This window comes from Micromonospora tarapacensis, from assembly GCF_019697375.1.
In the GTDB taxonomy this organism is placed as follows: Bacteria; Actinomycetota; Actinomycetes; order Mycobacteriales; family Micromonosporaceae; genus Micromonospora; species Micromonospora tarapacensis.
The window spans coordinates 1223833-1245518 of sequence record NZ_JAHCDI010000004.1; the positions used below are offsets into that span (position 1 = coordinate 1223833).

19 protein-coding genes are annotated in these 21686 nt (G+C 72.3%); 10 read left to right on the plus strand and 9 right to left on the minus strand.

The genetic code is table 11. From position 1 onward, the window contains the following. Positions 1-41 precede the first annotated feature (41 nt). From KIF24_RS11495 to KIF24_RS11505, 3 genes are all read right to left on the minus strand, one after another. A complete protein-coding gene (locus KIF24_RS11495) occupies positions 42-425 on the minus strand; it encodes a hypothetical protein (protein ID WP_221084036.1) in 384 nt (127 codons plus the stop codon). Positions 426-511: 86 nt separating this feature from the next. Then, the gene (locus tag KIF24_RS11500; protein ID WP_221084037.1) at positions 512-1012 is read right to left on the minus strand and encodes a hypothetical protein; all 501 of its coding nucleotides are present in this window, start codon (positions 1010-1012) and stop codon (positions 512-514) included. A 90-nt stretch (positions 1013-1102) separates the two neighbouring features. Then, entirely contained in the window at positions 1103-5662 is a 4560-nt protein-coding gene (locus KIF24_RS11505; RefSeq protein ID WP_221084038.1) for a collagen-like domain-containing protein, read from the minus strand. 178 nt (positions 5663-5840) lie between these two features. Between KIF24_RS11505 and KIF24_RS11510 the strand changes: the two genes are divergently transcribed. The 3 genes from KIF24_RS11510 to xylB all read left to right on the plus strand — a co-directional run bounded on the left by KIF24_RS11510 (position 5841) and on the right by xylB (position 9581). After that, on the plus strand, positions 5841-6719 hold the full coding sequence (locus tag KIF24_RS11510; RefSeq protein WP_221084039.1) for a hypothetical protein: 879 nt from the start codon (positions 5841-5843) through the stop codon (positions 6717-6719). Between the two features lie 90 nt (positions 6720-6809). Next, positions 6810-8027 carry an ROK family transcriptional regulator gene (locus tag KIF24_RS11515; RefSeq protein ID WP_221084040.1) on the plus strand — a complete coding sequence of 406 codons (1218 nt, stop codon included), beginning with the start codon at positions 6810-6812 and terminating at the stop codon, positions 8025-8027. 168 nt (positions 8028-8195) lie between these two features. After that, a complete protein-coding gene (gene xylB / locus KIF24_RS11520) occupies positions 8196-9581 on the plus strand; it encodes a xylulokinase (protein ID WP_221084041.1) in 1386 nt (461 codons plus the stop codon). Between the two features lie 81 nt (positions 9582-9662). Here the strand turns inward: xylB and KIF24_RS11525 are convergent, their stop codons facing one another. Then, positions 9663-10688, minus strand: a complete 1026-nt coding sequence (locus KIF24_RS11525) for an acetamidase/formamidase family protein (protein ID WP_221084042.1) — start codon at positions 10686-10688, stop codon at positions 9663-9665. Positions 10689-10694: 6 nt separating this feature from the next. Beyond that, entirely contained in the window at positions 10695-11276 is a 582-nt protein-coding gene (locus tag KIF24_RS11530; RefSeq protein ID WP_331461087.1) for a TetR/AcrR family transcriptional regulator, read from the minus strand. Positions 11277-11361: 85 nt separating this feature from the next. On the opposite strand from KIF24_RS11530, the gene KIF24_RS11535 reads away from it, so the two are divergent. Then, positions 11362-12405 (plus strand): zinc-binding dehydrogenase, encoded by a 1044-nt coding sequence (locus KIF24_RS11535; protein WP_269440691.1) that lies wholly within the window; start codon positions 11362-11364, stop codon positions 12403-12405. Between the two features lie 195 nt (positions 12406-12600). Here the strand turns inward: KIF24_RS11535 and KIF24_RS11540 are convergent, their stop codons facing one another. After that, positions 12601-13461, minus strand: a complete 861-nt coding sequence (locus tag KIF24_RS11540; RefSeq protein ID WP_221084044.1) for a hypothetical protein — start codon at positions 13459-13461, stop codon at positions 12601-12603. A 134-nt stretch (positions 13462-13595) separates the two neighbouring features. On the opposite strand from KIF24_RS11540, the gene KIF24_RS11545 reads away from it, so the two are divergent. Next, entirely contained in the window at positions 13596-16646 is a 3051-nt protein-coding gene (locus tag KIF24_RS11545) for an AfsR/SARP family transcriptional regulator (RefSeq protein WP_230416279.1), read from the plus strand. Between the two features lie 71 nt (positions 16647-16717). On the opposite strand, the gene KIF24_RS11550 is transcribed toward KIF24_RS11545, so the two are convergent. After that, positions 16718-16936, minus strand: a complete 219-nt coding sequence (locus tag KIF24_RS11550) for a DUF839 domain-containing protein (RefSeq protein WP_221084046.1) — start codon at positions 16934-16936, stop codon at positions 16718-16720. An 88-nt stretch (positions 16937-17024) separates the two neighbouring features. Here KIF24_RS11550 and KIF24_RS11555 point away from each other — a divergent pair, with 88 nt between their 5' ends. Then, the gene (locus KIF24_RS11555) at positions 17025-17342 is read left to right on the plus strand and encodes a hypothetical protein (RefSeq protein ID WP_221084047.1); all 318 of its coding nucleotides are present in this window, start codon (positions 17025-17027) and stop codon (positions 17340-17342) included. A gap of 45 nt (positions 17343-17387) precedes the next feature. Here the strand turns inward: KIF24_RS11555 and map are convergent, their stop codons facing one another. Beyond that, entirely contained in the window at positions 17388-18206 is an 819-nt protein-coding gene (gene map / locus KIF24_RS11560; RefSeq protein ID WP_221084048.1) for a type I methionyl aminopeptidase, read from the minus strand. A 76-nt stretch (positions 18207-18282) separates the two neighbouring features. Here map and KIF24_RS11565 point away from each other — a divergent pair, with 76 nt between their 5' ends. From KIF24_RS11565 to KIF24_RS32635, 3 genes are all read left to right on the plus strand, one after another. Next, positions 18283-18549 (plus strand): helix-turn-helix domain-containing protein, encoded by a 267-nt coding sequence (locus KIF24_RS11565; protein WP_221084049.1) that lies wholly within the window; start codon positions 18283-18285, stop codon positions 18547-18549. A gap of 162 nt (positions 18550-18711) precedes the next feature. Next, entirely contained in the window at positions 18712-19068 is a 357-nt protein-coding gene (locus tag KIF24_RS34425) for a sigma factor (protein WP_331461088.1), read from the plus strand. Between the two features lie 68 nt (positions 19069-19136). Further along, positions 19137-19919: an RNA polymerase sigma factor gene (locus KIF24_RS32635; RefSeq protein ID WP_230417262.1), complete on the plus strand. Its 783-nt coding sequence runs from the start codon at positions 19137-19139 to the stop codon at positions 19917-19919. 22 nt (positions 19920-19941) lie between these two features. Here the strand turns inward: KIF24_RS32635 and KIF24_RS11575 are convergent, their stop codons facing one another. Beyond that, positions 19942-20301: a YciI family protein gene (locus KIF24_RS11575; protein ID WP_221084050.1), complete on the minus strand. Its 360-nt coding sequence runs from the start codon at positions 20299-20301 to the stop codon at positions 19942-19944. 513 nt (positions 20302-20814) lie between these two features. Between KIF24_RS11575 and KIF24_RS11580 the strand changes: the two genes are divergently transcribed. Beyond that, positions 20815-21642 carry an SAM-dependent methyltransferase gene (locus tag KIF24_RS11580; protein WP_221084051.1) on the plus strand — a complete coding sequence of 276 codons (828 nt, stop codon included), beginning with the start codon at positions 20815-20817 and terminating at the stop codon, positions 21640-21642. The last annotated feature ends 44 nt before the right edge of the window (positions 21643-21686 follow it).

The window sequence follows — 21686 nt, forward strand, 5'->3', positions numbered from 1 at the left end:
ACGATCGGTGACCGCGCCAGCGTGACAGCTTCGGCGTCGGTTCAGTGGTTGGCCCACGACGGCGGTGCCGCCGGGGGCTGGGGTGCCTCCGGCAGGCGGCCGGGCTCCCGGTGCTCCTGCCAGTCCCGCAGCTCGGTGCGGTATTCCTCGTACGCGGCGGTGTAGTCACGCTCGGCCGCCACGGCCGCGCGACAGGTCTCCGCGCGCTCGCGGCAGGTGACGGCGAGCTGGGTCAACTCCGTGGCGACCTGATCGAGGATGGCGGCCGCGGCGTCCAGTTCGTCCGTCACGATGTTGGTCAGTTGGCCACCGATCATGGAGCCTGCGCCGATCGCTGCCCGCGCGGGCTCCATGAGCGTGCCGGTCATCTGGGCCGCCGCGTCCAGCATGGTGGCCGCCGCCTCGTAGTCCTCCGCAAATGGCATTACGACGCTCCCTTCCGGCACGGGCCACGCGTGAGGGGCCGGGGCGGTCGTCGCACCCCCGGCCCCCTGCACGGCCGATCCGACACTCAAGCCCGGGTGATCCCGGTGTTCATGATCTCGTCGAGCTGAACGGCCTGCGCGTCCATCACCTGTCCCAGCGATCCGGCCGACTCGCCGGCCGCCGCCGCGACCGCGTTGAACTGGGTGGCCACATCGGTCAGTTCCCCACCGAGGCGCGCGAGGTCGGCCCGGAAGGTCTCGAAGATCTCCTGTACGCGTACCGTCGTCTCGTTGACCCGGGCGTCGAGTTCCACGCCGACCTCCTCGGCCTGCGTCCGGTTGGCGCCGGTCCACTGGACGCCGCCGAAGCTCGCGGTCACGGAGCGGGACTCCTGGCTGACCGCCAGCAGCGCCGAGACCACAGCGCTCTGGGCGTTGGTGATCTGCTCCTGGAGACCGGCGACCGCGCTGTCCGTCGTCGAGACGACGTTGCCGCCGCAGGCGGCGAGGTTGTCACCGAGGCTGCGGTACGCGTTGGCGTGCTGCTGGATCTGGGCGACGTCCCCGCCGAGCATTCCGACGTTCATGGCTGCTACCTCCCGATGTGTTTTCCCCCGGCGACCCGTGTCGCCTCGGTCGTCTGCATTCGCTGCGAGGCACCGGTTCGGTTCCCTCGCTCACCAGTCCGACCAGCCGTCGTCGAAATCCAGGTCGAGCGGCGTCGCGAACTCGTCGTCGTAGCTGATGTCGATCCCGGGCACGGACTCCAGGTAGGGATCCCAGGTCACCGCATCGAGCGCCGGGCCCATGAGGGCCGGCACCCCGTCGTCGTAGGCCGCCGAGGGCTGCGTCTGCGCCCAGAAGTCGTCGTCGTATCCGAAGTCGACGGTGGTGCCCTGGGGCGCCCCGAGGCCGATCATCGTGTCGTAGGCGGTGTGGTAGAGGTCGGGCAGCTCGTACTCGGACACGTCATCCCAGCTGGTCGGCTCCGCCGTTCCCGCGGTGCCGTACCGGTACAGGTCGTCCGGCGGCGGCGCGTACTCTCCGCCGAGATCGACGGAGAAGCCGGCCGGTAGGCCGCCAGCAAGGTCGAGGGCGGCACCGGGCCGCAGGTCCGGGTCCGGGAATCCGGGCCGGTCCGCGAACGCGGGGTCGAACGGTGACCGGAACTCGTCCCGCACGTCGAACGCCAGCAGACTGCCCGGTGGTGCGTGCTGGGCGACGAGCACGTCCGCCGTGGACACGCCGGCGAGTTCGGCGATGCGCCCTACCGCGAGATCGCCGCTGACCGGGTACTTGACGCTGACCAGTGCACCCGGGCCGCTCGCCAGACCTTCGGCGAAGTCGCTCTGCTCGGCGGGTCGGAACCCGTCGCTGTTGGCCCGGAAACCGACTGCGCCGATGTAGGGGATGTTCACCGCCGCCATCCCGTCCACCGCGAGGGTGGGTAGCCGCAGGTCCAGGATCGGGCCGAGATTCACCTCGCCGGCAATCGAGGTGACCAGGCCGTAGTGGTCCGCCTGGAACGAGACGCCGGCCACGCCGCCGACGGTGAGACCATCCACCGGGGCCGTGTCGTTGTCGATCAGCAGGACGCCGTTGCGCACACCCACGTACACCGACTCGGACGCGCGGTGGGGCCCCTGGGCGGAGGCGCCCCAGCCCACGATGTTGAAGATCCCCTCCTTGGTACGCGAGCCGCCGTCGAGGACATGGTTGGGGACGAAAGCCAGGTTCTGCGGTGCCGCCCAGACGTAGGACGGGTCCGCGGCCGGCGGCACGAACAACCGCCCGATGGGGTGCAGTGGTGGTTCGGCCGGAAGCGGGACGTAGAACGGTGAGTCCGGGCCGCGGCCGGACCCGTCGGGAAGGGCGACCCGCCCCAACTCGTCCTGGGCGTTGGTGGTGCCGGTGCGGAGCAGGTCGCTGGCAGGGCCACCGAGCAGCGGCGCGCCGGCGAGGCCGGCGAGGCGGAGATCACCGCCACCGACGCCAGTGTCGTCCAGCCGGCTCTGCGGCAGGTCCTCGGGACGGTCGAGGAAGAAGAGCAGGTAGCCGCCGGGAAGCTCCTTGAGTTGTCCGGGGGCCGACCGCATCCCACCCGGGAGGCTCATCGAGCCGCGTGCCGAATCCGGGACCTCACCGCCGTCGCCGCCGTACACCGTGCCGTCGGGCCCGACGACCTCGGCACCGGGCGGGATGAACTGCATTCCCGGTTGCAGCGGGATCGGTGTCGCAGAGCCGGGCAGCGTCATGGTCGGTCCTCGGTTGGTCGACCCGGCCGGGCCCTGCGCCAGGACGAATCCGCCGCTCAGCGTGTCTGCTCCGGCTCCGCCCACCAGGACGTCTGTCCCGGCTGAGCCCGCCAGGGTGTTGTCGCCGGCCCGGCCCGCCGGGCCGCCGATCACCGCACCACCGCTCGGCCCGGCCGGCCCGGCCGGCCGGGCCGGTCCCAGGGCCGTGCCGAACGTGGTGCTCGCCGTGGGCGTGGTGGCTGCGCTGCCGAACAGGGCGAGCGACTCACTCGGGGTGGCGGAGCCGCTGCCGGGTGTACCGGTCGGCGGCAGCGACTCGACCACCTTGCTGAGCCGCTGCATGACCACGGGCGCGGCCAGTCTCGGGTCGGCGCCCCGGAACACGCCCTCCAGCACGATGCCCACCTCGGCGACCCGCTGTGCGATCACGGCCGCATCCGGCCCGGCCTGCGGCGAGGTGCGGCTGATCCGCAGCGCCTGGGCAAGTGCCTGACCGGCGGCGAAGGGGCGTCCGGCGTCGACGGCGGAGACGGCCCGCGCGAGGTTCGCCACGATCCCGGTGCCCTTGGCCAGGTCGGCCAGGTCGGTCCGGGTCTTCGGGTCGAAGTCGAACGCGGTTCCGGCGACGGTCTTCGGGTCACCGAGGACGCCCCTGGGATTGAGCAGCGCCGTCGCCCCGGCGGAGACGACCGTGAGGCCGTTGCTGAACGCGCTCAGCGCGTCGCCCCGGTCGAGCGCCTGGACCACGCCGACGGCCGGGGTCACCAGTCGGGCGACGTCTCCTACGGACGTCCCGAGTCGCACCAGGTCGAGCGCGAGGCTCCTGTCGATCAGGTCGAGGTTCGCCAGCAGTGGTCCGCCGTTGCCCAGGAGACTGCCGGTCGCGCCGAGCCCCGCGGATATCGCACCGATCACCGTGTCCGCCTGGGACGCCCGGAACACCGACGCACCGATGTCGAAGGCGCGTTTGGCGTTGCGCAGCACGTCCAGGGTGCCGCCGGCGTCGAAGAGACCGCCCACGATGCTGCTCTGCCCCACGAGCGTCGCCGCACCGGCCGCCGCACCCACCAGGTCGGCACCGGCGGTGAAGGCGGACAGGCCCGCGCCGATGGCGCCCAGCCAGTTGCCTTCGACGGCATGGGTCACCGCTTCGACCGCGTTGATCGCCAGGGTGGCTATCCCGACGGCCTGTAGGCCGGGTACGACGAGACTGGCGACCCCGAGTGCGATCTTGCCGATCTGGAAGATCGCCTTGAACGGGTTGTCCTCCCAGGCGCTCACGATGGCCTTGCCGATCGACTTGACGGTGTCGAAGATCCGCGACAGGAAGCCCTTCTTCTTCTTTTTCCGCCGGCTGATGCCGGTCAGCACACCGAGATCGTCGAAGGTGATGTTGAGCTTGTACTTGCCGAGGTTTTGACTCCGGCCGCCGGGGATGCCCCACTGACGGGCGAGAATGAGGAACTCGGGATTGTCCTCGACCGCCTCCCGGCTGCGCATCCGCAGCCGGCTGCGGCCGAGCGCGTCCACCACGTTGCCACCCACCACGGCGGTCAGCTCGCGTTCGGTGAGCGCCGGGGCCCCGACGACGGCCAGGGCCCGGAACGCCGCGACCACCCGGTTGATGCGCTCGTGCAACTGCGGCCCGTCGGTCGCGCCCCGCAGGTAGCTCAGCGCCCCGACGAACTGTGCCTGGATAGTCGGTGACTGTGCCATCGAGCGGGGGATCTGACTCGCGACCAGCGCGAAGAGCTGCTGCTGGACCGGTTCGGTCAGGTCGATCGGCGTCGCACTGCCCAGATCGACCCCGACGCCGGTCATCGCCCGGTCCACGAGCGCGGCCAGGCCGACGGTGTAGGCGTCGTCGATGACCCCCGTCGTGCGCCCGAGCCTCAGGACGAGATCGATGCCCGCCTCGTTGAAGAACGTCGTCGGGTCGGTGTCGCCCTCGAATCCGGTGGGCAGCAGCGCGCTCTGCAGCATCCGGTTGGCGCGCAGGAACTCCACCGCCGCCGCGAACCGGGCCGACGGGGTCGCGGCCGAATCCCCGGGGTCGGTCCAGCCGACCCGGGCGGCGAAGGCCAGAGTCTGGTCGAGTTGGATGTCGTCCGGTGCGGTCACGTCCCGACCCACGAGGTGTGCGGGCAGCCAGTCGACGATCGCCGCGAACTCGACCTCGGCCGCGGCGATCTTCGCGGCCAGCTCTGCCGGTGCGCTGTCGGCGGTGGCGAAGTCGTGCGTGGCCAGCACGTCGCCGAGTCGTGGCAGGTCCGCCGCGCGGGCGAGGCGGTGGTCCAGTTCGAGCGTGCCGGCTACCCAGTCCAGCAGGCGCTCCGGGTCGGCCAGCACGTCGTCGACGGCCCGGCCGTCGGACCAGAAGTCCTGCCAGAACACCTCGGTGGTGCGTTGCTCGGCCCGGCTCCGGAACAGGCCGAGGAATCCACGGCCGGCCTGCTCCCGTTCCACCGGGGGCACCGGGGGGCCGACGTGTTCGATGCCCAACGCGAGGGCCAGCGTCCGCAGGTCGGGCAGCAGTTCGCTGGGCAGGTCGGGTCGCTGCCCGGCCAGCAGCGCCGGCACCAGCACCGGCGACAGGCGATCGAGTGCCGCGTCCAGCGTCGCATTGGTACCGGCGGGGGCGAGGCCGACGAGGAGGGCCCGCAGATCCCGTGGGCCGGCGAAGCCGAGCAGCGCGTTGAGCACGCTGCCGAGTTCGGCCGTGGTCGCGCCGACGCTGCTGGCCACTCCGCGCGGATCGATCACGAACTGGTCGGCGAGGTCGGCCTTGTCGATGACCCCGGCGCCCAGGGTGGCGAACCCGTCCTGGACGAGTGCGAGTTGGAGGGGCGCCTGGCTGGTCAGCTCGGCGAGGTTGAGCGCGCCGACGGTCTGGCGCCGCACCGCCTCCGCGCGGGTCGCGGTGTCGCGCAGTACCCCGCCCAGCGTCCGCGCGCCCTGACTGTCGATACCGACGTACGCCATCCTCCGGCTCCTTCCCCCAACGCGTCCCGGCGAGGGTCGCGACAGCCGGGGTTCGCCGTGGCGGCACGAACCGGTTCCCTAGCGAAACCGGGGAACCGCGGAGCGGGTGGCCGGCGAATGGAGGATGTGCGGGCCGACCGGTCCGGCACAGCCCACCTGACCGCCATTGGAGGCCCCCATGTCCACACAGGTCAGCGCCGTGACCGGCGTCGCCGCGACCCCGTTGTTCGACGCCGAGCAGGCTCGCGGCGACGCCGCCCACCGGTGGGCCGGTACGCCGCTGGCCACCGAACACTGGCTGGAGCAGGCGAGCGGCTTCCCGCGCGGTGACGTGTCGGTCGACCCCGCGGTGGCGGCCACGGTCGTCGCGGTTTCTCGTGGATACCGGTTGACCCGGGGCCATCTGGAGGAGACGGTCGCGTTCGGCGAGTTCCTCGCCGGCGAGACGTTCACCGCCGAGGAGCGCGCCGAGCTGGAGCAGGACGTGGTGGACGCGTTCGAGGATTCGCCCAAGCGGGCACTGCACTCCCTGCGTCCACTGTCCGGCGGTGTCCGGCGGGTGGCGGCCCTCGACCCGGTGCAGCGCGCACAACGCCGCCTCCAGGCGCTCACCACCAGCTACCTGCTGGAGTTGCGCCGCCAGGCCGACGGGCAGGAACTGAGCCCGCTCATGGCGGTGGTGAGCCGGCACAATCCGGTGGTGCGGCACTGGGCGTCAGCGGGAGTGGTGCTGGTTGCCGACGCGCTGGCCGCGCGGATGGAACAGCATCGGCTGGTGCTGTGCCTTGTCGGGCGCGAACTCGAAGAGCCGGCCGTGCTCGCCGACCAGCTGCTGGCGCGGGCCGAGCAGGCAGGTCGCCTGGAGGTCGCCGAGCTGGCCGGCTCGGAACTTCGCCTGTTGCTGATCCGCGCCTGGCTGACCGACCTCGGCAGCAGGGCGCTCGCCAAGGTCCGGGAGGACGTCGCCCGGGCTGTCACGTCCGCTCTCGACGTGGATATCGTCGTGCAGCATGTGGGCTACCGGGCGGCGCTGGAGGTGGTGGGTCAGGCGGCCTGAACGGAGGTGGTGGCAGTGAGCGAGGATGGCCGGCCGACCACGGTGGACAACGCAAGGGGCAGGAGTCCACGGCGGGAACAGGCTGAGGCGATGGACGGCGCAGGGCCACGACGCGGCGCCGACCACACCGTGATGCGCGAGGTGAACCGCTCGCTCGTGCTCACTGTGGTCAGGGAGGGCGGGCGGGTGTCGCGGGCCAGCCTCGCGCGGGCCACGACGTTGGCCAAGCCGACCGTGTCCGCGATCGTCGACGAACTGATCGCCGACGGTCTGGTCCGTGAGGTCGGTCCGGGGGTCACCGCGGTCAGTGGCGGCCGGCCACCGATCCTCCTGGAGTTCAATGCCTCCTCGCATCTCGTCGTCGGTGCGCACATCGGCGCCAGGCGCACCACGGTGGCGGTCGGCGACGCCAATGGGCACGAGGTGGCGCGCCGCGAGTTCGACACTGCGGACGGCGAGCCCGAGGCGGTGCTGCGCGAGGTCGCGGCACAGGCGACGCTCGCCGTCGGCGCGACGGTGCCGGGCGGGCGGATCGCCGCGGTCGGGGTGGTGCTGCCCGGGCTCACCGACTTCCATCGCGGCGTCTGTCTGCTGGCGCCGAACCTCGGGTGGTACGACGTACCTGTCGCCGAGGTGTTGACCGCCGTGCTCGACGTACCGGTGTACGTGCACAACGCCGGTCAGGCGGCGGCGGTGGCGGAGAACCTCGAAGGCGTCGGCGACAAGGTCGGCGACCTGGCGTTGCTGTACGTGGGTACCGGTCTGTCGGCCGGGGTGCTCTCCGCCGGGCGGGTGTTCCACGGCACCGGCGGCACGGCCGGCGAGATCGGGCACTGCCGGATGCCGGGCAACGCCGAGCAGTGCAACTGCGGCAATGTCGGCTGCCTGGAGACGGTCGCGTCCGGGCCGGCGATGGTCCGGTTCGCGCGTGAGGCGATCGCGGCGGGCCGGGTGTCGGCGCTGGGCGACGGGTTCGACGCGCGGGCCGTGGCCGCCGCCGCCCGCTCCGGCGACGCCGTGGCGGCCGAGGCGGTGGCGGAGGTGGGCGGGAACCTCGGCCTGGCCGCGTCGTGGGTCATCAACGCGTACAACCCGGCGATGCTCGTCCTCGGTGGCGGCCTCGCCGCGATCTCCGACCTGCTGCTGCCCCATCTCCGGGACGCGGCGACGGAGTACGCGCTCGGCGCGGCCCGGCGCGGCGTGGAGATCCAGGTTTCCAAGCTCGGCCGCGACGCGGAGGTACGCGGTGCGGTGCTGCTCGCGTTGCAGCACTCCGAGACGTACTACCGGGTGGTCTTCCGGGCCTGATCCTCACGATCGGCAGCGTCCGACCACTTTGGCAGGGCATTGAACTAACCCGGCCGGTGGGCGTAGGGTCGGCCTCCCGGCGAGCTACGGAGGGACCGCCATGAATGGCTCCACGCCCACCTCGGGGCGCCTCGACCAACTGGCCATGGAACAGTTGTGGAGCGTGCGATGACACTGGTTGCCGGGGTCGACACGTCAACCCAGTCGACAAAGGTCGTGGTGTGCGACGCGGACACCGGCGAGGTGCTCCGCGAGGGCCGCGCCGGGCACCCCGACGGTACCGAGGTCGATCCGCGGCTGTGGTGGGCCGCGTACGAGCAGGCCAGCGCCGGGCTGCTGGATGGTGTCGCCGCGATCGGCGTCGGTGGGCAGCAGCAGGGCATGGTCTGCCTCGACGAGACCGGCGAGGTGGTGCGCCCCGCCGTGCTGTGGAACGACACCCGCTCGGCGGGCGCCGCGGTCGACCTCACCGCCGAGTTCGGCGGCCCCAAGGCGTGGGCCGACGCGGTCGGGCTGGTGCCGGTGGCCAGCTTCACGGTCACCAAGCTGCGCTGGTTCGCCCGCGCCGAGCCGGAACTCGCGGCCCGGACCAGCACGGTGCTGCTGCCGCACGACTGGCTCACCCACCGGCTACGCGCGGGCGGGGGAGAGCCGACGACCGACCGTGGCGAGGCCTCCGGCACCGGGTACTGGTCGGCGGCGGCCGGGGATTACCGCCGGGACCTGCTGAAGCTCGCCTTCGGTCGGGACGTGTCGGTGCCCCGCGTCGCCGGGCCCGCCGAGACGGTCGGCGAGACCGCGTCCGGCGCGGTGCTCGCGGCCGGCACCGGTGACACCATGGGCGCGGCGCTCGGCGTCGGCCTGCGGCCCGGGGACGTGGCGGTGTCGCTGGGCACCTCGGGGTGCGCGTTCGGGGTGAGCGAGGTTCCGGCCGCCGACGCGAGCGGGCTGGTGGCCGGCTATGCCGACGCGACCGGCCGGTTCCTGCCGCTGGTGTGCACGCTCAACGCGGCCCGGGTGCTGGGCACGGTCGCCGACCTGCTGGGCCGGTCGCTGGCCGAGTTCGACGAGTTGGCGCTCTCGGCGCCGCCGGGCGCGGGCGGGTTGACGCTCCTGCCGTACCTGGACGGGGAACGCACCCCGAACCTGCCCGACGCGCGCGGTCTGCTCGCCGGGCTGACGCGGGCGAACGCGTCGGCGGCGAACCTGGCGCGGGCCGCGGTGGAGGGCATGCTCGGCGGCCTCGCCGACGCCCTCGACGCGCTCCGCGCCCAGGGCACCCCGGTCGACCGGGTGCTGCTGATCGGCGGCGCGGCAAAGTCCCGCGCGGTACGGGCGGTCGCGCCGGCGCTGTTCGGCGCGCCGGTGAGCGTGCCGCGCCCCGGCGAGTACGTCGCGCTCGGCGCGGCGCGTCAGGCGGCCTGGGCGATCTCCGGCGGTGCCGAGCCGCCACAGTGGCCGGTCGCGGCCGAGGAGGTCGCCGCCGCCACCACCCCGGAGGTGCACGAACGCTACGTCGACGTCCGCCAACGGGCGCGACAACTGCTGACGTAACGCGACGGAACGCGGCCGTGCCGGGTTCCGCCCAGGGCCCGGCGCCGCACCGCCAGCACGGCCGGTGCCCAGCCCATCGCCTCAGTTCCCATGCTCCTTTCCTGGTTGCTCGATCTGGGCCTCGGCGATGCGGCGCAACCGGTGGTGCACTCCGTCGTACGGGTTCGCGCCGGCCAGGACGGCTTTGTTGAGGGCGGCGTGCATGGTGTACAGCGGGTCGCAGACGTTGCCGGGCGCGGCTCGACCGGCCTGCGAGACGACCTGGTAGGCGTCGAGGATCTCCAGGCCGGTCAGCTGCGCGGTCCAGGTCACCAGGTCGTGCTGGCTGATGCGGTAGGCATCCTCCAGCGGACGGGCCGCGCCGATCGAGATGATCCGGTGCTCGGTCTCGATGCGTGGCCACGGGGTCGGCACGCCCTTGATCAGGTCGACGACGACGCTGACGTTCATGGCGGTCTCCACCGCGACACCACACGCCTCCCCCTGGCCCTGACGGGCGTGGCCGTCGCCGAGGGCGAAGAGCGCGCCGGGGACGTTGACGCCGAGGTAGACGGTGGTGCCGGGGCGCATTTCCGGGGTGTCGAGGTTCCCGCCGTGCGCGTCGGGCACCAGCGTCGAGCGGGCTTCGCCGCCGGCCGGGGCCACGCCGACGGTGCCGAGCATCGGTTCGAGTGGCATGACGATGCGGTGGTCGGAGCGGCGGGCGTGGAAGGTCACGGTGCGGGCGGCGGTGTCGATGGTGTAGCGCCACACCCGCTCCTCCAGCGGCGGGTGCAGCATCGCCGTGCTCCGGGTGCCGGTCAGCGCCCCGAAGTGCGGGAAGGTGGCGGACATGCCCCAGTCGCGGGCCGGGGCGATGGCCGCGAAATGCAGCGCGAGAGTGTCCCCCGGTTCCGCGCCGACCACGTGGAAGGGGCCGGTGACCGGGTTGAACGCCTGACACACCTGCGACGGCAGATCATCCACCGTGCGGACGGCACCGCCGTAGCAGTCCTCGGTGCTGGTGACCAGCAGGCTGCCCGGCTCGATCTCCATGACCGCCGGGTGACCACCGAAGGTGTAGCGCAGCTCGCCGGAGGTCGGCCGATAGGTGACGACGTTGGTCATCGGGAATCATCCATTTCCGCTGGTCGGGATGTCTGCGCGAACGAGGCTTCGTGCCAGGCCAGTGCTGTCCGAAAGAGTGTCGAGGGCGAGTGGCTGCGTGGCGAGGGCGCCCTCGTGCAGCACGAGGAGCCGGGTGGCGAGGGAAGCGGCTTCCGAACAGCCCGCCGCGGCGGCGAGGTCCATGAAAAGATTCAGCAGCCAGTGCTTCTGGTTCGTGGCGATGCGGTTGGCGGGATGCGAGGGGTCGGGTAGCTCGGCCAGTGCGTTGATGAACGCGCATCCGCGGGTGTTGGTCCTGCTCCAGATCCGCAGCGCGTCGAACGGTGCGGTAACAGCCTCGACGGGGTCGTCGCACGCGTCAACGGCGGCTCGGACGAGCGAACGCCAGCGCTGGTCGCGTTCGGCGAGGTAGGTCGTCACGAGGTGGTCCTTCGAACCGAACTGGTTGTACAGGGTCCGTTTGGTGACGCCGGAACGCTCGGCGATGAGGTCCACGCCGACCGCGGTGATCCCGCGGTCGTAGAACAGCTCCTCGGCGGCCGCCAGGATGCGTCGGCCAGCTGGTGTCATGGCCTGTGCTTCCGGCACGGGGCTCCCTTCACCGATCGGTGTACTGTAGTGGTTTACAGATCAGTGTACTTCTGGAGGATGACGAATGGTGGTGCCGGAGACCATGCGTGCGGTGCGGATCGCACGGCACGGAGGGCCGGACGTGCTGGCGGAGGCGGACGTCACCGTGCCCACCCCGGGGGCGGGGGAGGCGCTGGTCCGGGTCACCGCGGTGGCGTTGAACAACACCGACCTGTGGACCCGGGAGGGCGCCTACGGCCGCCCGGGGGACCCGAAGGCGCTGTCGGGCTGGCGAGGTTCCATCGATTTCCCGCGCATCCAGGGTGCCGACGTCGCTGGCCGGGTCGTGTCGGTGGGCCCCGGCGTGGACCGCAGCCTCGTCGGTCGTCGCGTGGTCGTCGACCCGGCGATCTACGACGCTGACCGGCCGGATGCGAATCCGGTGGGCCTGATGGGAAGCGAACGCGACGGTGGTTACGCCGAGTACGTGACCGCGCCGGCGAAGCAGGTGCATGACATGGCGGGGTCACCGCTCGCGGACGATCAGCTTGCGACACTGCCGACCGCGTACGGCACGGCGCTGGGCATGATCGAGCGGGGGCGGCTGCGGCAGGGGGAAACCGTCCTGGTCTCGGGGGCTTCCGGCGGCGTCGGCTTGGCGCTGGTGCAGATTGCCCGTGCGCGCGGCGCGCGGGTGCTCGCCATCAGCAGTGCAAGCAAGCTCGATTCGGTGCGCGAGGCGGGAGCGCACGACGTCGTGGACCGCGCGGAAGGCGTCGTCGAGCAGATCCGCGCCGTCGCCCCGGACGGCATCGACGTCGTCCTCGACGTCGTCCTCGACGTCGTCGCCGGGAACCTCGTGAGTGAGGGCCTGCCGCTGGTGCGCGACGGCGGCCGGTGGGTCACCGCTGGCGCGCTCGGCGGGCATGCGGTGGCCTTCGACGTGCGCCGTCTCTACCTGCACAACGTGCAGCTGATCGGGTCTTCGATGCACACACCCGCACACTTCGAACTGCTGATGGACCTGGCTCGGCGGGGTGAGATCGCTCCCGTCATCGCCGCCACCTTCCCGCTGCACGAGGCTGCCCGCGCACAGGAGGAACTCGCCCGCCGGCGCCACGTGGGAAAGATCGTCCTGCTCCCGTAGGGACGCTTCGGAAGTAGGGGAACCCCCGGACCAGGACGAACCACTCTGGCCGATGAGCGCTGCCCCAGCAGTCCGACGGGTTTGATGATCAGCGCCGATGGGACGGCGCTGGGCCGCAGGCGGCGGATGCCACCTGCGGCCCAGCTGTGCGGTTGGTCGTCCCCACCGGCTCCCGGAAACACGGTGGCCGTCGGCTCAGGCGCAGATTGCCTGGATGGCCAGGCCGTCGCTGGGCACGCCGGTCAGTGAGAGGCGGACCGAGCTGAGGCCGGCGTCCGGGTAGAGCGAATTCAGGAAGGTCTGACCGGTCGGGCCCGCCCCCGTGGCCCCGCCGACCGAGTGCACCTGCTCGGTTCCCGGGCAGGTGTGGCTGGCCGAGCTGACCCCGGTCTGCACCGACCCCTCGGCCGCCGCCCCCACCGGGTTGGCGCAGATGGCGTACGCGGTGACCTGCCAGTTGCCTGAGTAGGTGCCGTCCTCGGCGGCAGCGGCCCGGGCGATGTCCAGGGGACCGGAGGCCCGGGACATCTGCAGGCCGACGCTGCCGAAGCCGCCACCGGCGATGCTCGCCCCGTTGCCGATCACCCGCTGGTTGCCCGGGCAGCCGGCGGCGGTGCTCCGGGTCGAGACCGAGGAGTAGCCGGAGCCGTGGGCAACGATGTTGTATCCCGGCACCGAGGTCGCGGGGGCGCAGATGGCGTACCCCTCAAGAGCCCAGTTGCCGCTGATCCCGCCCGGCGGCTCGTCCGCCCAGACCTCGTACCGATCGGTCTGGCCAGGGCCGCTGATCGGCTGCATGACGCCCAGCCGGATCGACCCCGCCGCGGGGCCGCTCACCCGGGTGCCGCCGCCGATCACCCGCATTCCGTTCGGGCATTCGGCGGCCCGGAACTTCGGTGACTGCGAATTCGTCGCGGTGCTCACGTGGGTGGTCCGGATCAGGCCGCTGACCGCGGCGGCCGGAGCGGCCGCGACGAGTTGGGCGGCCCCACCGAACGCCAGGGTGGCGAGCAGAGCTGCCACGCGGAGGCCGGTCCGACCTTGCTTCGTGTTCATCGTTCCTCTTCTCGTATGGATCGAGGTGACTGGCTTGTGCCGTCGGTCAGGACTGTGCCCGGTGGACCTTCGGAGAACTTTCGGTAGTCGTGAAATAGGCTGCTCAGCCGCACAGCTCGGAGGATGCTGCGGTGATGGACACGGCGCGGATGTCACCCGGCCCGGATCCGGCCGGTCCGTCCCGGCCGGAGACTCAGGTCGAGCTGCTGGTCCTCGGTGAGGTGGCGGTCCGGGTCGGCGGCCACGATCTCGACCTGGGACACGCCCGGCAGCGCTGCGTGCTGGCGGCCCTGCTGGTCGACGTGAACCGGGTGGTCCCCGCCGAGCGGCTGCTCGACCGAATCTGGGGGGAGCGGCAGCCGCAGCGGGCCCGCAACGCACTCTCCGCGTACGTCTCCCGGCTGCGTCAGGCGCTGGCGCCGGCCGACCAGGTGGAGATCGTCCGCCGGGCCGGCGGATACCTGCTCCGGGTCGATCCGGCCCGGGTGGATCTGCACCTGTTCCGGCAGCTGATCATGCAGGCCCGCGCCGCCACGGTGGCCGGGCACCGGTCCGAGAGGGCCGGTCGGCCCGAGGCCGGGGCGCCCCGACCCGGGGACGATCCGGCGGACCTGTTGACCCGGGCGCTGTCGCTGTGGCGCGGCGAGCCCTTCGGCACCCTGGAGACCGCCTGGCTCGACACGGTCCGGACGGCCCTGGTCGCTGACCACCACGCGGCCCAGCTGGACCAGGTCGACCTGGCGTTGGCCGCCGGCCGGCACGCCGGCCTGCTCGGAGAACTGGCCGCCCGAGCCGCCGCGCATCCCCTCGATGAGCGGATCGCCGGCCAGCTGATGCGGGCCCTGTACAGCGCGGGACGGCAGGCCGAGGCCCTGCGGCACTACCAACTGATCCGGACCCGCCTCGCCGAGGAGTTGGGCACCGATCCGGCGGCGCCGCTGCGGCGGACGTACCACCAGATCCTGACCGCCGACCCGACCCTGGGGACAGCGACCATGCCGCCGGCGGTCCCGGACCTGGTTGCCGCTGCGGCGGTTGTCGCGCCGGGCGTCCCACCTCCGACGTTCGTCGCCCCGGCCGGACCTCCGCCCCGCCAGCTGCCGGCCGCGCCGCTCGCCTTCACGGGCCGGGTCGAGCAGCTCGCCGAGCTGGACGCCATGCTCGCCGAGCGGGGCGCTGGCGGCAGGTCGCCTGGGACGCGAGAATCCGGGGACGGTGCCGGGTCGGCTGGGCCGACGCGGACCTCCGTGGCGGTGGTGAGTGGCGCTCCCGGGGTCGGCAAGAGCACCCTCGTGCTGCACTGGGCACACCGGGCCGCCGACCGATTCCCCGACGGGCACCTGTACGTGAACCTGCGCGGCTTCGATCCGGCCGGCTCGGTGCTGGAACCTGCCGAGGTCGTACGCGGATTCCTGGCGGCTCTGGGGGTCGCACCCCAGCGCGTCCCGATCGGCCTGGCCGCGCAGACCGCCCTCTATCGCAGCCTGATCGCCGACCGGCGGATGCTGGTGCTGCTGGACAACGCCCGGGATCCCGAGCAGGTACGCCCACTGCTGCCCGGAGCCCCGGGTTGCGTCACCGTGGTGACCAGTCGTGGACAGCTCGGCGGCCTGGTGGCCATCGAGGGGGCCCGGCCGCTCACCCTCGATCTCTTCACCGACGCGGAATCACGATGGTTCCTGGCCCGGCGGCTGGGGCAGGCACGGATCCGGGCGGAACCGGCGGCCACGGCGGAGATCATCGCGCGGTGTGCCCGGCTGCCGCTCGCGCTCGCCATCGCCTCGGCACGGGTGGTGGTGAACCGGGCGATCACCCTCGCCGACCTGGCGACAGAGCTGGCGGGGGCCGGCGCCAGCCTCGATCCGTTCGATGGAGGTGACCCGGCCGCCGACGTGCGGGCCGTCTTCTCCTGGTCGTACCGGGCACTCGCTCCGGCCGCCGCCGAGCTGTTCCGGCTCATCGGGCTGCATCCCGGGCCGGAGCTGGAAGTGGCGGCCGTGGCGAGCCTGGCCGGCGGCCCGATGCCCGCCGTCCGTCGCCTGCTGGCCGTCCTGACCCGCGCCAATCTGATCGCCGAGCAGGCTTCCGGCAGGTACGTGCTGCATGATCTGCTCCGGGCGTACGCCGCCGAGCAGGCCGAGACCGAGGAGCCGGCGGCGACCCGGCGGGCCGCGACCCGGCGCCTGCTCGACTACTGCCTGCACACCGCGTACGCCGCGGACCGGTTGCTGTATCCGCACCGGGACCCGATTCTCCTGGCCGACCCGGAGCCCGGGGTGATCCTCACACCGCTGGCCGACGGCGCGGCGGCGATGCGGTGGCTGGTGACCGAACACCGGATGCTGCTGGCCGCGGTCAACCTGGCGGTGCGGGACGGCTCCGACCGGCATGCCTGGGAACTGGCCTGGAGCCTCACCAGCTACGTCAACCTGCGGGCGCTCTGGCACGACCAGGTGGCCGTTCAGGGTGCCGCGTTGCCGTCGGCGGTCCGGCTGGCCGACCGGGTGGCCCAGGCGCACCTGCACCGCAACCTGGGTCGGGCACTGACCCAACTGGACCGGCCGGACGAGGCCCAGCGGCACCTGGCGCAGGCCCTGGAGCTGTTCGTGGCGGTCGGGGACCGGGCAAACCAGGCGCAGACCCACGTGAACCTTGCCCGGTTGCTACAGCAGCAGGGCCGGGACCGGGAGGCCCTCGGGTACGACCTGCGTTCGCTGGAGCTATACCGGCTGGCCGGGCATCTGGCCGGTCAGGCCCGGGCCATGAACAACATCGCCTGGACCCGGATCCGGCTCGGCGAGCACGACCAGGCCCGGGAACTGTGCCGGCAGACGCTGCGGATCAACGAGGAGATCGGCAACCGGCACGGGGCGGCCACCAACTGGCGTACGGCCGGCTGTGCTGAGGCGGCGGCCGGCGCGCACCACGAGGCGGTCGTCTGCCATGAGCGGGCCCTGCGGCTGTTCCGGGAGATCGGGGACCGGGGTGGCGAGGCGGAAACCCTGGTCGGCCTCGGCGACGCCCGCTACGCCGGCGGCCAGGTCGAGGCGGCCCGGGAAAGCTGGGCGGACGCGCTGGTGCTGCTGGAGGAGACCGGCCATCCGGACACCGCTGCCGTCCGCGCCCGCCCCGCCGCGTTGATCATGGGACCAGCGGCGGCGGAAGGCATCCTCCGCCGCCGCTGATCCCGTGCGCATGGCGCCGCGGGCGCAGTGGGGCCAGGCGAGTCGCCTGACCCCACTGCGGTCAGCAGCTGTCACCCCAGGTACCTCTCCCAGGGGCCGGTGACGGCCAGCGTGAGGCCGGGCTCCTGCATGTTGACGAAGAGCATCCTGCCGTCGGCGGTGAAGGTCGGCTCGCAGAACTCCGAGTCGTTGAGCTCGTTGCGGGCGATCGCGTACGTGGGTCGCCCGGGATCGCGCTGAGCACGTGGGAGGCGCCCGAGCCGTCCTCGGCGAGCACGAGGCTCCCCCACGGGGTGACGGTCACATTGTCCGGACCGTCGGAGGAGGTCGTGCGGGGCCGCGTCCACCGGGAGGTCACCGTCGTCCCACACGTAGGAGTTGACGACGTACACGCCCTCGTCGGTGCCACACGCCTTCGAACTTGCGTCCGCGGGTGACCGGAGCATCGGCGAACTGCTCGCGTACCGGCGTGGTCCGGGCATCGCGCTCGGGCACCTCGATCCACCGCACCGGGAAGGGCCGGCGCAGTTGGGAGGAGAGGGCGGCGGCGACCGGGTTGCGTGCGACTCGGCGGGAGTTCGTGAGCGGCTGCACGCCGACCTGGTCGAGCTGGCGCGGCGATCGAACGTCGCAACGGACGGCACCGTCCGCCTCCCGTCCGCCTATCTGGAGGTGATCGCGGAGCGGGCCGCCTGATCCGCAGCCGTGCCCGCGGGGAACCCGCCGGTGCCGCAGTGTGGGTCAGGAGGCCGTGGCGGGTTTCCTGGTGGGGTCGGCCGAGGCGGCACCGCGGGTGGGGCGGCGGGTCAGGACCTGGGGGCCGGAAGCGGTGACGGCGATGGTGTGTTCGGAGTGGGCGGTGCGGGAACCGTCGGCGGAGCGGATCGTCCAGCCGTCGTTGTCGAACGTGATCTTGTCGGTGGAGCGGCAGAACCAGGGCTCGATGGCGATGGTGAGACCGGGGTGGAGTTTCATGCCGCGGCGGGGGCGGCCGTTGTTGGCGACGTGCGGGGCCTCGTGCATGGTGCGGCCGATGCCGTGGCCGCCGAACTCGGCGTTGACGCCGTAGCCGTAGGAGCGGGCGACCTCGCCGATCGCGGCGGAGATGTCGCCGAGGCGGCCGTCGGGCTGGGCGGCGGCGATGCCGGCCTCCAGCGCGACCTCGGTGGCCTCGATCAGCCTCAGGTCGGCCGGGTCGGGAGTGCCGACGATGACGGAGAGCGCGGAATCGGCGACCCAGCCGTCGATGCCCGCCGCCATGTCGATGCTGAGCAGGTCACCGTCGCGCAGGACATAGTCGTGCGGCAGGCCGTGCAGCACCGCGTCGTTGACCGACAGGCACAGCACGTTGCGGAACGGGCCGCGGCCGAACGAGGGGGCGTAGTCCCAGTAGCAGGATTCGGCGCCGCGTTCGGTGATCCGGCGGCGGGCGTGGTGTTCGAGGTCCAGCAGGTTGACGCCGACTGCGGCGACACCGCTCAGCTCGGCGAGCAACTCGCCGACGAAGCGGCCGGCCACCGCCATCTGGCCGATTTCCTCGGCGGACTTGAACTCGATCATGACAGCCCTCCCTCTCCGGGTACCGGTATTTTTATACCATGCCAGGTCGGGGAGCTCCGGAAGGTATCCTGCTGGCATGGTTCGCCAACCACTCACCGCCGAACAGATCGCTGCGGGCCAGCGCCTCGGAGCCGCCCTCCGGGTCGCGCGGGCCGGCCGAAGCCTCGTCGAGGTGGCCCTCGCGGCCGGCATCTCCCCCGAGACGCTGCGCAAGATCGAGGCGGGCCGGCTTCCCGCCCCGGCGTTCGGCACTGTGGTCTGCCTCAGCCAGGCCCTCGACTACCCCCTCGGAGACCTGGCCGACGTGTGGCTGGCCGCCATGCCCATCCGCCAGGCGTCCTAGTTTGATCTTCGACCGGTGGCCGGGCGGTATCGGCCCCGGCTGAGGGAGCATGCTGTCCGTCGACGGCCGCTGGCTCGGCCGCCCGGAGAGACGCTGGCCTGCCCCCTCGGCGCTCGCGCGAGGGTGCGCCGTGATCCCGCGGTTGTGTTGCACCCTGGTTCGGTGGACGACGTGGCGGAACTGTTGGACCGGATCTGGCGGACGGACGCGGCCGGCCTGCTCGGCGCGCTCAGCCGGCGGCTCGGCGACTTCGACCGCGCCGAGGAGGCGCTGTCGGACGCGCTGACCGAGGCGCTCAAGCGCTGGCCCGACGAGGGGGTGCCGGAGAGCCCCACCGGTTGGCTGGTCACCACGGGCTGGCGCAGGGCGTTGGACCGGCTGCGCCGCGACGCCGTCGGCCGCGAGAAGGTGGCACAGGTGGCCGCGGCGCCGCCCCGCAACCGGGCGTCGACGACCGGCTGGCCACGATTTTCGCGTGCTGCCACCCCGACCTCGCCGAGCCGGCCCGGTGCGCGCTGACGCTGTACGCGGCAAGCGGCCTGAGTACGGCCGAGATCGCCGCCGCGTTCCTGGTGCCGGTGCCGACGATGGCGCAGCGGCTCGCCCGGGCCAAGCGCCAGCTTCGGGAGCGCGGCATTCGTTTCGAGGTGCCACAACCGCATGAGTACGCCGACCGGCTACCGGCCGTGCTCGCGGTGATCTACCTGGTGTTCAACGAGGGGTATCTGTCCGGTGGCCGCTGCGCCGAGCGGCGCGAGCTGGCCCGCGAGGGAGTCGAGTTGGCACGCCAACTCGCGGCGCTGCTGCCCCGTGAGCCGGAGGCCGCCGGCCTGTGCGCGCTGCTGGAGCTGCACCACGCCCGCGCCGCCGCGCGGTTCGACGCGTGGGGCCGCATCGTGCTGCTCGAACAGCAGGACCGGCGGCTGTGGGACAGGACGGCGATCGAACGGGCAGCGCGGCGGCTACGGGCGGCGGTCCGTCAGGGCCGGCCGGGGCCGTACCAGTTGCAGGCAGGCATCGCCGCGCTACATGCCCTGGCCCCCTCGTACGCGGCCACCAACTGGGCCGATGTGCGGGCGCTGTACGACCGGCTGCACGCGTTGGACCCGTCGCCGGTGGTGCTACTGAACCGGGCGGTGGCCACGCGGTTCGCGGTGGGGCCGGCCCCGGCGCTGGACGAGGTCGACGCGCTCGGGGACCGGCTCGCCGGTTACCACCTGTGGCACGCCGCGCGGGCCGACCTGCTGGGCACCCTCGGCCGTCCGGCCGAGGCGCTGACGGCGGCGGAGCGGGCTCTGGAGCTGGCGACGAACCCGGCCGAGCGAGAGCTGATGACCGATCGGGTGGGTGCGTTGAGGCGCCGGCTGTGAGACCGGCGCCCCGACGTCGCGGCTACTCGCGGCTCATCACCGGACGGACCTCCAGCGCGCTCATCGCCGGGGCGAGTGGCCAGGTGGCCGCGATCCGGGTGGCCTCGTCGATGTCATCGCACTCCAGCACCACGATCGCGCCGATGACCTCCTTGAGTTCCAGGTACGGCCCGTCGGTGACCACCGGCCGGCCGTTCACGCCGGCGCGAACTGTCTTTGCCGTCTCCCGGGGCTGTAGCTCCGCGCCGCCGTCGGCGATCTTGCCGGTCGGCTGCCACCGTTCGAACCACTCGTAGACCTGCTTCATCGCGTCCTGCTCGTCGGCGGGGGACAGCGCGTTCCACTCGCGGTCGTCGCCGAAGATCATCATTGCGTACTTCACGTGTTGCTCCTCGTGGTGGGAAAACCGCGTCGTCCGTATGACGAACGGCCGGCACCGGTCCTCGACAAGGACCGCCGGCCAATCCGTCGCTGCCCGTCGGCTCCGTTGTCGGACTACGGGCAGGGCTGCGCCGAATACGGCCGGTTCGTCACCGCGGACCGGCGGGACCGCGAAGGCACGCCGCCGGCGCATCGTCGCCGCATCCACGAGGCGCCGGCGGCGGATACGAGACTGCTCGTAGCGCAAAACGTACCGGGTCGGTCGCTGAACTCGGCGCGGTCCACGGCGAAGAGCGTCCGGTCGTCGCCGGTGAACACCAGGTGGAGGTCGTGGAAGCCGTTCGTGGCACCCGGGCTGGTGTCGATCCAGGTCGTGGCCGTCAACCAGCCGGCACCGGGCCCGCGGTGGCCGGCAGCGCGGGCGGGGCGCGTGGCGAGGTATGGCTAGACTCGGTCCGGCGTTCGGCCAAGCGGTTCGGCCGTCCGTGATCCCCTGTGGACGAGGAGACGAACTGTGGCGAGTCAAGAGGTGGCACCGTCCGGGGTCGACATGAGCGTGCCGAGTGTCGCCCGGGTCTACGACTTCATGCTCGGCGGCAAGGACAACTTCGCGGTGGACCGCGTTGTCGCCGACCACGCGCTCAGGATCACACCGGATGGCCCGCAGGCCGCCCAGGCGAACCGGGCCTTCCTGCGGCGGGTGGTCCGTTTCCTCGTCGCCGAGCAGGGCATCGAGCAGTTCCTCGATCTCGGTTCGGGTCTGCCCACCCAGGGTAATGTGCACCAGGTGGCCACCCGGCACGCCGCGCAGGCGCGGGTGATCTATGTCGACAACGACCCGATCGTGCTGGCACACGGGCGGGCGCTGCTGGCCGACGCCGGATCCGCAACGGTGATCCAGGCCGACGTCCGATCGCCGGAGGCGATCCTGGAACATCCGCAGGCGCGCCGGTTTCTGGACTTCGACCGCCCGATCGGGCTGCTGCTCTTCGCGATCCTGCATCACCTCAGGGACGACGAGGACCCGAAGGCGGTGGCGGCGAAGCTGATCGAGGCCCTTCCGTCCGGCAGCTACGTGGCGATCTCACACTTCCGCGATCCGGGCGAGCGGCACCCGGATGCCTCCCTCAAGGCGCGCGAGGTCGAACACATCTTCAACCAGTCGCTCGGCACCGGCCGCTGGCGTACCGATGAGGAGATCCTCTCCTTCGTCGATGGGCTGGAGGTGCTCGATCCGGGGCTGGTGCCGCTGGCCGAGTGGCGGCCGGAGCCGGGTGAGGCCGCACCGAGTCAGAGCGACACCTACCACACCTTCGTCGGGCTCGTCGCCCGCAAGCGGTGACGCCGGCACCGCTTCCGGGCCGGTCGCGGACCCGTGCCGGTGCC

What these genes read in the sequence shown, in the direction of transcription:
- xylB (WP_221084041.1), top strand. Translation starts at nt 8,196, where the DNA reads ATGACACTGGTTGCCGGGGTCGACACGTCAACCCAGTCGACAAAGGTC.
- KIF24_RS11540 (WP_221084044.1), bottom strand. Translation starts at nt 13,461, where the DNA reads ATGAACACGAAGCAAGGTCGGACCGGCCTCCGCGTGGCAGCTCTGCTC.
- KIF24_RS11505 (WP_221084038.1), bottom strand. Translation starts at nt 5,662, where the DNA reads ATGGCGTACGTCGGTATCGACAGTCAGGGCGCGCGGACGCTGGGCGGG.
- KIF24_RS11545 (WP_230416279.1), top strand. Translation starts at nt 13,596, where the DNA reads ATGGACACGGCGCGGATGTCACCCGGCCCGGATCCGGCCGGTCCGTCC.
- KIF24_RS32635 (WP_230417262.1), top strand. Translation starts at nt 19,137, where the DNA reads ATGGCGCAGCGGCTCGCCCGGGCCAAGCGCCAGCTTCGGGAGCGCGGC.
- KIF24_RS11510 (WP_221084039.1), top strand. Translation starts at nt 5,841, where the DNA reads ATGTCCACACAGGTCAGCGCCGTGACCGGCGTCGCCGCGACCCCGTTG.
- KIF24_RS11495 (WP_221084036.1), bottom strand. Translation starts at nt 425, where the DNA reads ATGCCATTTGCGGAGGACTACGAGGCGGCGGCCACCATGCTGGACGCG.
- KIF24_RS11565 (WP_221084049.1), top strand. Translation starts at nt 18,283, where the DNA reads ATGGTTCGCCAACCACTCACCGCCGAACAGATCGCTGCGGGCCAGCGC.
- KIF24_RS11535 (WP_269440691.1), top strand. Translation starts at nt 11,362, where the DNA reads ATGCGTGCGGTGCGGATCGCACGGCACGGAGGGCCGGACGTGCTGGCG.
- KIF24_RS11500 (WP_221084037.1), bottom strand. Translation starts at nt 1,012, where the DNA reads ATGAACGTCGGAATGCTCGGCGGGGACGTCGCCCAGATCCAGCAGCAC.
- map (WP_221084048.1), bottom strand. Translation starts at nt 18,206, where the DNA reads ATGATCGAGTTCAAGTCCGCCGAGGAAATCGGCCAGATGGCGGTGGCC.
- KIF24_RS11515 (WP_221084040.1), top strand. Translation starts at nt 6,810, where the DNA reads ATGGACGGCGCAGGGCCACGACGCGGCGCCGACCACACCGTGATGCGC.
- KIF24_RS11525 (WP_221084042.1), bottom strand. Translation starts at nt 10,688, where the DNA reads ATGACCAACGTCGTCACCTATCGGCCGACCTCCGGCGAGCTGCGCTAC.